Annotated in this window: 4 protein-coding genes and 2 pseudogenes; 4 read left to right on the top strand and 2 right to left on the bottom strand. The window is 68.3% G+C overall.

All coding sequences use genetic code 11. The annotated features are described in order from the left end of the window. From IJH84_RS15045 to IJH84_RS15030, 4 genes and pseudogenes are all read left to right on the top strand, one after another. Positions 1-337 (top strand): annotated as a pseudogene (locus tag IJH84_RS15045) (hypothetical protein); the annotation flags it as partial. Further along, on the top strand, positions 334-1,548 hold the full coding sequence (manD, locus tag IJH84_RS15040) for a D-mannonate dehydratase ManD (protein WP_200070644.1): 1,215 nt from the start codon (positions 334-336) through the stop codon (positions 1,546-1,548). The pseudogene IJH84_RS15045 and the gene manD, both read left to right, overlap by 4 nt. Positions 1,549-1,568: 20 nt before the next feature. Continuing rightward, positions 1,569-3,038 (top strand): mannitol dehydrogenase family protein, encoded by a 1,470-nt coding sequence (locus tag IJH84_RS15035; protein WP_295145518.1) that lies wholly within the window; start codon positions 1,569-1,571, stop codon positions 3,036-3,038. After that, the gene (locus IJH84_RS15030; RefSeq protein WP_295145516.1) at positions 3,035-3,952 is read left to right on the top strand and encodes a sugar kinase; all 918 of its coding nucleotides are present in this window, start codon (positions 3,035-3,037) and stop codon (positions 3,950-3,952) included. The genes IJH84_RS15035 and IJH84_RS15030 overlap by 4 nt, the downstream gene beginning before the upstream one ends. 108 nt (positions 3,953-4,060) lie before the next feature. Here the strand turns inward: IJH84_RS15030 and IJH84_RS15025 are convergent, their stop codons facing one another. Then, positions 4,061-4,282: a DUF397 domain-containing protein gene (locus tag IJH84_RS15025; protein WP_200070641.1), complete on the bottom strand. Its 222-nt coding sequence runs from the start codon at positions 4,280-4,282 to the stop codon at positions 4,061-4,063. Continuing rightward, positions 4,279-5,133 (bottom strand): annotated as a pseudogene (locus IJH84_RS15020) (helix-turn-helix transcriptional regulator). The gene IJH84_RS15025 and the pseudogene IJH84_RS15020 overlap by 4 nt, the downstream one beginning before the upstream one ends. Positions 5,134-5,436 lie beyond the last annotated feature (303 nt).

Here is a 5,436-nt window from a genome sequence, read left to right as displayed (position 1 = left end):
TCACCAACTCGAGTGCTCCGGCGCGCCGGAGGCGTTGGCGCCGGCCGCGCTCGTGCCGGGTGGTGTGCTGGCGCTGGTCGGCGTGCCCGCGGGGCGCGCGCCGTCGCCGGAATTGCTCGCCGCCGCGCAGCGCTGGGAGATCGACGTGCGCGGCTGCTTCCGCTACGGGCCGGGCGCGTTCCGGGCCGCTGTCGGCATGGTCCGCGCCGGCCGGGTCGACCTCGCCCGGATGGTCACGGGCCGGTTCCCGCTGGAGCAGACCGGGTTGGCGTTGCACACCGCGCTCACCGACCGCGACCACCTGAAGATCGCCGTACTGTCCGAGGAGGACGCATGAGGATCACCGCCGCCGATGTCATCGTGACCTGTCCGGGGCGCAACTACGTCACGCTGAAGATCACTACCGCGGACGGGGTCACCGGGCTCGGCGACGCCACCCTCAACGGCCGCGAGCTGGCCGTGGCCGCGTACCTGCGCGAGCACGTCTGTCCACTGTTGATCGGACGGGATGCCGGGCACATCAACGACATCTGGCAGTACCTGTACCGGGGTGCGTACTGGCGTCGCGGGCCGGTGACGATGACCTCGATCGCCGCCGTGGACTGCGCGCTGTGGGACATCCTGGGCAAGGAGACCGGAAAACCGGTGCACCAGCTGCTCGGCGGAGCCGCCCGCGACGGCGTCACGATCTACGGCCACGCCAGCGGGCGGAGCATCGACGAACTCCTCGACGACGTGGCGACGTTCCACGAGCGCGGCTACAAGGCGATCCGGGTGCAAGCGGCGATCCCCGGACTGGACAGCACCTACGGGCTGCACCACCCGGGAACCGGTGAGACGTACGAACCGGCCGACGCCGCGATGCCGTCCGACAACGTCTGGCACACACCGGCCTATTTGGACTTCGCGCCGGAGATGATGCGGGCGGTGCGGGAACGCTTCGGATACGACTTCCACCTGCTGCACGACGTGCACCACCGGCTCTCGCCGCTGGAGGCGGCGCAACTGGGCAAGTCGTTGGAGCCGTACCGGATGTTCTGGATCGAGGACCCGACTCCGGCCGAGGACCAGGAGGCGTTCCGCACGATCCGGCAGCACACCACCACGCCGATCGCGGTCGGCGAGGTGTTCAACTCCATCTGGGACTGCCAGCACCTGATCACCGAGCGGCTGATCGACTACATCCGCGCATCGGTCTCGCACGCCGGTGGGATCACGCACCTGCGCAGGATTTTCGACCTGGCGGCGCTGTACGGGGTGCGCACCGGTTCGCACGGTGCCGGAGACCTCTCGCCGGTGTCGTTCGCCGCCGCGCTGCACCTCGACCTGACGGTGCCGAACTTCGGAATTCAGGAGTACATGGGTCATCTCGACCCGGCCGGTGAGGTGTTCAAGACGAACTACTCCTTCGAGGACGGGCTCATGCACCCTGGTACGGCGCCCGGTCTCGGCGTGGAGATCGACGAGGAGGCCGCCGCGAAATACCCGTACGAGCCGAAGTACCTGCCGGTGAACCGGTTGCGCGACGGCTCGATGCACGACTGGTGACCTGCTGGAAGGAGCATCCCGTGACCGAGCCACGGCTCAACGCCTCCCGGCTGGATCGGTTGCCCGCAGCCGCGCGGCCCGGCGCCCGCGGCCAGGGTCCGCCCGGTATCGTCCACATCGGACTCGGTGCGTTCCACCGCGCGCACCAGGCCGTCCACACCCAGGACGCGGGTGACTGGGGAATTCTCGCGGTGAGTCCGCGATCCACCGACGTGCTGGAGTCGCTGCGCGCGCAGGACCACTACTACGCCGTGCTGTCGAAGGAAGGATCGCACCGCTCTTCCCGCGTCATGAGTTCCATCGTGGACACCGCTCATCTGCCCACGCAGCAGGAGAAGGTGCTCGATGCCCTGGCTTCTCCGGCGACTCGGGCGGTGACGCTGACGGTCACCGAGAAGGGATACCGGCTGGGTCCGGACGGTCGGCTGCTGGCCGACGACGAACTGCGCGCGGAAGCGGCGGGCGGCACCCCGCGCACCATCATCGGTGCCCTGGTGCGCGGTTTGCAGCGCCGCATCGCCGCCGATGCCGGGCCGATCGCGCTCGCGAGCTGCGACAACCTGCCGGGCAACGGTGCCGCGCTGCGTTCGGTGCTGCACGATTTCTGCTGGCTCATGCCGGGTGGCGAGGCGCGCCCGCTCGTGGAGTTCCTGGAAAGCGAAGCCGGATTCCCATCCTCGGTGGTCGACCGCATCGTGCCCGCCACGACCGAGGACGACCTGGCGCGGGTCGCCGCGGAACTGGGCGTGCGCGATCGGGCCGCGGTGGCGGCCGAACCGTACTCGCAATGGGTCAGCACCGACGAATTCCCGGGCGGGCGCCCGGATTGGGCGCGCTCCGGCGTCGTGTTCACCGCCGACACGGCTCCGTACGAGCAAGCCAAACTGCGGGTGCTCAACGGCAGCCACTCGGCGCTGGCCTACCTCGGCGGGCTCGCCGGGTACGAAACCATCGCCGAAGCCGTGCAGGACGAGGCGCTGGAGGGATTCGTGCGCAGCCTGCTCACCGAAGAGGTGCTGCCCACGGTGGACGCCCCGGAGATCGACCTGCACGCCTACGCCGACACCGTGCTGCGCCGATTCGCCAATCCCGCGCTGAAGCACCGAACCGCGCAGGTCGCCTCCGACGGCTCGCAAAAGCTCCCGGTCCGCCTGCTCGGCGCGATCCGGCAGAACATGACCGCCGGTCGATCGCCACTGCGAACGGCGCTGGTGGTGGCCGCCTGGCTGCGCTATACCGCGCTGAGCGTGGACGATCGTGGTGCGGAGCTGGCGGTCTCCGATCCGCTGGCCGACCGGGTACGTGCCGCGGATGAGGCTGAGCTGTTGGCTCGCGCCGATCGGCTGTTGTCCGAACTCGACGCCGAGTTGGCAGCCGATTCCCGTTTCACCGCACTGCTGCGGGAGAATCTGCGCGGGCTCGGCGCCGCGGGGGCGCGTGCCTGGGCCGCTGAACAAGGAGTCGTGCGAGCAGGGGAGGGCCGGGCGTGATCCGGGTGCTGGCGATCGGGGAGTGCATGATCGAACTCACGCACCGGGATGCGGACACGCTGGCCGTGGGCTGCGCAGGAGACACGTTCAACACCGCCGCGTACCTGGCGCGTCTGACCACTCCGGACCAAGTGCAGGTGGATTACCTCACGCTGCTCGGCGACGACCACTACAGCGAGCGGATCCTGGCCGCGATGCGCAGCGAAGGCATCGGCACCGAGCGGATCCGGCAGCTTCCCGGCGAACAGCCCGGGCTGTACCTGGTGCGCACCGACGAACACGGCGAGCGCAGCTTCACCTATTACCGATCCCTTTCAGCGGCCCGGAAACTGTTCGAGACCGATGTGGACGGTGTGGACTTCGCCGACTACGACGTCGTGCACCTGTCCGCGATCACCTTGCAGATCCTCAGTCCGCCCGCCCGCGAACGTCTGCGGGAGGCGCTGGCGAAGTTCCGCACCTCCGGTGGCCGCGTCTCCTTCGACAGCAACTACCGCCCAGCGGGCTGGCCGGACGCCGCGGAAGCCGCCGAGCAGGTCCGCGAGCTGTGGCGGCTCACCTCGATCGCGTTGCCCACGTTCTCCGACGAGCAAGCCCTTTTCGCCGACCCGGACGCTGCCGCCACAGTGGACCGGCTGCGCGGTCTGGGCGTCGAGGACGCCGTGGTCAAGGACGGCGCCAACGGCTGCGTCCTGCTCGACGGCGACTGGACCCTTCGCCTGCCCGCCGAGCACGTCCCGAGGGTCGTCGACTCCACCGCCGCAGGCGACGCCTTCAACGCCGCCTACCTGGCAGCCCGCCTCACCGGCACCGCCCCGCCCGATTCCGCCCAGCACGCCCAGAAAATCGCCGCCACGGTCATCCGCCACCCGGGCGCCATCGTCGCCGACGAGGTACTGCCGAAGCGGGCGTGAGACTGCCCGTTGCGCGCCCGCCGCAACGCGGGCGGAGTGAACGTCCCGCTCGCCGACCCTTACCGGCCCAGCGGTCCGCTCACTCCGTCTGATCGTCGGCCGTGCGGGTCAGTGGTCGAAGCGGCCGTCGCGGATGCCGTGCAGGAATGTTGACCAGATCGTCGGGCTCATCAGCAGGACGGCGCCCTGCGGGTTCTTCGAGTCGCGTGCGGCGACGGCGCGGTCGGCCGAGGCGACCTCGACGCAGTGACGTACCTCGGAGCTGTAGCTGCTCTTGCGCCACATGAGTGCAGGTGACGTCGCGTCTCGTGATGCGTCGTGGTGGATCATGGCTGCCTTTCCAATCCGTTGGAAACACGCTTGATCAGGTTAGCCGACTCTTCCGGGGAAAGCGCTACCTTGCGCAGCATTTGGAGAGCTTCCCGCGCGTCCGCAAGGCATCGCGGGTCTTCCACGTACGATGCGGAGCTGCGGCTCTCACTGAGCAGAAGGTCTTCGTGCTCCGGAAACTCGAAGTAGAGCAGTGGACCGGTTAGCCCAGCGTGTGCGCCCGCCTTCGTGGGGACCACGCGCAGGGTTATGTTGCTCCGATCCGCCTAGGCGCTCATCCGCTGATACTGGTGATACATCACCTCGGCGCTGCCGATATGCCGGTCCAGGACTGCTTGCTCGATGAGGAACTCGTACCGGCGGTCGGAATGCAGCAGCAACTGTCGTTCCACGCGTTGGGTTTGCAGTGCGTCAATATCGATCGCCGGTGAAGCCGGGGCCAATGCTGCGGTGATCGCCTCCACATAGTCGGGCGTTTGCAGCAACCCGGGGACGAGCATCGTCTCGTAGCTGCGCAGGACGACGGCTTCGCTTTCGAACGATTTCAAGTCATCCCAGACCCGCGAGGTCGGGACACTCCGGCTGGTCCACCAATTGGTCTCCGAACCGTCCCGAACGATGCTGAGAACTTCCTGCCGTTCCCGTGCCGGTATCCGGTAGAGGCCGAGGAGTGCGGCCACGTCGTCGGCCTTCAAGGCTCGGTGGCCGGATTCCATCCGGCTGACCTTGCTCATCGAGATGCCCAGTGCGCGCGAGACGTCCTTCTCGGTGAAGCCGCTGCGTTGCCGTAGCTCGCGCAGCCTGCTGCTGGCCCGCCTGGTGTGCACCGGAACCCCGTTGCGCGTTCCCATGTTGCCCCCTTCACTGATCTTCGCGGGCCAAGCTTCGCGGGTTGCCAACTGGGCAAACCACCGAGATCACCCGAAGGAAGCATCGGAGATTGTGGGAAGAAGCAGTGCTATCGCCGCGATTGCGCTGGTTTCAGCGTGTGGGCGAGGTCAGCGCGGCGCAGGCATCACTGGTGCTGCGGTGCCAGTTGTGCAGTTCGGTGATGGTCGGGGACAGCTCGTAGTCGCGGTGGTGCGCGACTCCTGCTCAGCGAGTACCACAGGTCGGCGGCGGTGTGCGCCGTAGCCGCGTCGGTGAACTTCGGC

Source organism: Saccharopolyspora sp. (genome assembly GCF_017434145.1).
Classification (GTDB): domain Bacteria; phylum Actinomycetota; class Actinomycetes; order Mycobacteriales; family Pseudonocardiaceae; genus Saccharopolyspora_C; species Saccharopolyspora_C galaxeae.
Note: the sequence above shows the minus strand (reverse complement) of the source record. Positions and strands in the feature narration are given on the sequence as shown.

Excerpts from the sequence above, each read along its gene's own strand:
- IJH84_RS15025 (WP_200070641.1), bottom strand. The coding sequence starts at position 4,282 with ATGATCCACCACGACGCATCACGAGACGCGACGTCACCTGCACTCATG.
- manD (WP_200070644.1), top strand. The coding sequence starts at position 334 with ATGAGGATCACCGCCGCCGATGTCATCGTGACCTGTCCGGGGCGCAAC.